Origin of the sequence: Microbacterium sp. (genome assembly GCF_031178525.1) — a bacterium.
Lineage (GTDB): Bacteria > Actinomycetota > Actinomycetes > Actinomycetales > Microbacteriaceae > Microbacterium.
Genome location: NZ_JAPSJA010000328.1, coordinates 1 through 2,474 on the forward strand (window position 1 = coordinate 1; position 2,474 = coordinate 2,474).

4 protein-coding genes are annotated in these 2,474 nt (G+C 70.9%); 3 read left to right on the forward strand and 1 reads right to left on the reverse strand.

What is annotated here, in order from left to right; translation table 11 throughout:
- The first annotated feature begins 80 nt into the window (after positions 1–80).
- Genes RIF89_RS13910 through RIF89_RS13920 form a run of 3 tightly spaced genes read left to right on the forward strand, consistent with a single transcriptional unit; the run spans position 81 to position 2,151 of the window.
- Complete coding sequence (locus RIF89_RS13910; RefSeq protein WP_309069678.1) at positions 81–566, forward strand: ribose-5-phosphate isomerase; 486 nt, start codon at positions 81–83, stop codon at positions 564–566.
- Entirely contained in the window at positions 566–1,609 is a 1,044-nt protein-coding gene (locus tag RIF89_RS13915; protein WP_309069679.1) for a DNA-formamidopyrimidine glycosylase family protein, read from the forward strand. Before RIF89_RS13910 ends, RIF89_RS13915 begins: the two co-directional genes overlap by 1 nt.
- On the forward strand, positions 1,588–2,151 hold the full coding sequence (locus RIF89_RS13920) for a GNAT family N-acetyltransferase (protein ID WP_309069680.1): 564 nt from the start codon (positions 1,588–1,590) through the stop codon (positions 2,149–2,151). Before RIF89_RS13915 ends, RIF89_RS13920 begins: the two co-directional genes overlap by 22 nt.
- An 88-nt stretch (positions 2,152–2,239) precedes the next feature.
- Here the strand turns inward: RIF89_RS13920 and RIF89_RS13925 are convergent.
- Positions 2,240–2,474 (reverse strand): SDR family oxidoreductase (locus RIF89_RS13925; RefSeq protein ID WP_309069681.1); only part of this gene is annotated, 235 nt, incomplete at its 5' end.

The following is a 2,474-nucleotide window of genomic DNA, read 5'->3' on the forward strand; positions in this document are numbered from 1 at the left end:
CTGAGCGCCGTCCCGGCTCCTGAACCGACGCAGAAGCTGTTCGCCCGCCGCGGGGCGAACGAGAATCTAGGATCGAGTCCATGCGCATCCACATCGCGACCGACCACGCCGGCCTCGAGTTCTCGACCCAGTTGCAGCACCACCTGGCCGAGCAGGGGCACGAGGTGGTCGATCACGGCCCGATCGAGTACGACCCCGTCGACGACTACCCGGCGTTCTGCATCCGCGCCGCGCAGGCGGTCGTGACGGACCAGCGCGCCGGCGTGCCCGCGCTCGGCATCGTCTTCGGCGGCTCGGGCAACGGCGAGCAGATCGCGGCCAACAAGGTGGAGGGCGTGCGTGCGGCGCTCGTGTGGAGCATCGCGACCGCCGAGCTCGCGCGCGAGCACAACGACGCGAACGTGATCGCGATCGGCGCCCGTCAGCACTCCTTCGACGAGGTCGTGACGTTCATCGACCGCTTCGTCGAGACGCCGTTCTCGAACGACGAGCGCCACGTGCGCCGGATCGGGCAGATCGCGGCGTACGAGCAGGACGGTTCGCTACAGCCCGATCCTCGCGTCTGATGCCCGAGGGTCACTCCGTCCACCGCATCGCGCGCCAGTTCGCGCGCAACTTCGTCGGTCGCGCGGTGCAGGCAGCCAGCCCGCAGGGGCGCTTCGCGGACGGGGCGGCCGTGCTGAGCGGTCGCACACCGACTGCCGCTCGCGCTGTCGGCAAGCAGATGTTCCTCGAGTTCGACGAGGAGGTCTGGCTGCGCGTGCACCTGGGCCTCTACGGGGCGTGGGATTTCGCAGGCGAGATCCTGGTCGACTCGACGATCGCATCCGCGAACGGCCGTATGGGCCAGACGAATCAGCGCGGCACGGATCTCGCGACGCCCGTGGATGCGCCCGTGTTCGACGACGCGGGGGAGAACTCGCTCACCTCCATCGGTGCGCCGCGACGAACCCGTGTGCATGTGCGGATGTCGGAGCAGACGAAGGCGCTGGAGCCGTCGGCGGCGGACGACGCGGACAACGGCGGCGTGCCCGAGGACGAGTGGCCGCCTCCCGTCGTGGGCCAGGTGCGGCTGCGCCTCCTGACGGATGTGACGTGCGCCGACCTGCGCGGGCCCACCGCGTGCGTGATCGAGACGCCGCAGCAGGTGGCGGCCGTGATGGCGCGCCTCGGCCCCGACCCGCTCGTGGGAGACCCCGTCGAGAACGAGGAGCGCTTCGTCGCGGCGGTGCGCGGGCGCAACGTGGCGATCGGGCAGCTGCTCATGGACCAGGCCGTCGTGAGCGGCATCGGCAACGTCTATCGCGCCGAGATGCTGTTCCGCGCGAATCTCGACCCGCACACGCCGGGCAGGGCGATCCCCGAGGAGATCGTGCGCGGCCTGTGGCGCGACTGGGTGGCGCTGCTGCGCATCGGCGTCGAGACCGGTCAGATGATGACCATGGACGGCCTGGAGGGAGACGCCTGGCGCAAGGCGATGGCGCATCGCGACGACCGGCACTGGGTCTACCACCGCGCCGGACTGCCGTGTCGCGTGTGCGGGACCGAGATCGTGCTCGAGGAGATGCAGGCCCGCAAGCTGTACTGGTGCCCGAACTGTCAGCGCTGACCGAGTCGGTGGTCGCCGGCGATCTCGTGCTCACACCCGTGTCGCGCGACGATCTGCCCGAGCTCCACCGGCTCCACGCCGATCCCGCCGTGTGGCGCCACCTGCCGTCGGGCCGCCATCGCAGCCTGGCGCGCACCCGTGACGTGCTCGAGCACTACCTCGACGACTGGCGGGACGGGCTCGGTTACTGGTCGGCGCGGCTGAGGACCTCCGGCGACTTCGTGGGCGTCGGCGGGTGCCGCCTTCGCGAGAGCGCGGCCTGGAACATCTACTACCGTCTCGAGCCCGGCTATCAGGGCCGCGGCTTCGCGACAGAGATCGCGCGCGCCGGCAGAGCCGCCGCGGCGCGCGTGGATCCGGACGTCCCGGTCAGCGCGATCCTGCTGGAGCACAACCTCGCCTCGAAAGCGGTCGCCGAGAAGCTCGGGCTCAGGCTCGTCTGGCGCGGACCGGATGAGGGGAACCCGGATCCGGACGCCGTCCGGCTGATCTACGTCGACCGCGACGTGACGCGGGAGCAGCTCGACCTGCTGCGCTTCTGACCCGTACGTGCGTGCGGCGGATCTGCTCGGTCCGCAGTGCGCGAGAAGCAGAACCGCGACGGCGCCTGAACGGGCGTCCGGCTCGCGTCTACAGAACGCCGGTCAACGTCCCTCCGTCGGCGCGGAGCGCGGCGCCGTTGGTCGCCGAGGAGAGGGGGCTTGCGAGGTAGAGGGCGAGGCTCGCGATCTCGGACGGGTCGATGAAGCGCTCGAGCAGCGAGGTCCTGTTCGAGGCGGCGATCGCCTGCTTGAGGTCGGCCGGATCCACCGACTGTTCCCCGGCGATGCGCTCGACGGCTCGGGCGACCCCGTCGGAGTAGGTC

Excerpts from the sequence above, each read along its gene's own strand:
- RIF89_RS13910 (WP_309069678.1), top strand. The coding sequence starts at position 81 with ATGCGCATCCACATCGCGACCGACCACGCCGGCCTCGAGTTCTCGACC.
- RIF89_RS13915 (WP_309069679.1), top strand. The coding sequence starts at position 566 with ATGCCCGAGGGTCACTCCGTCCACCGCATCGCGCGCCAGTTCGCGCGC.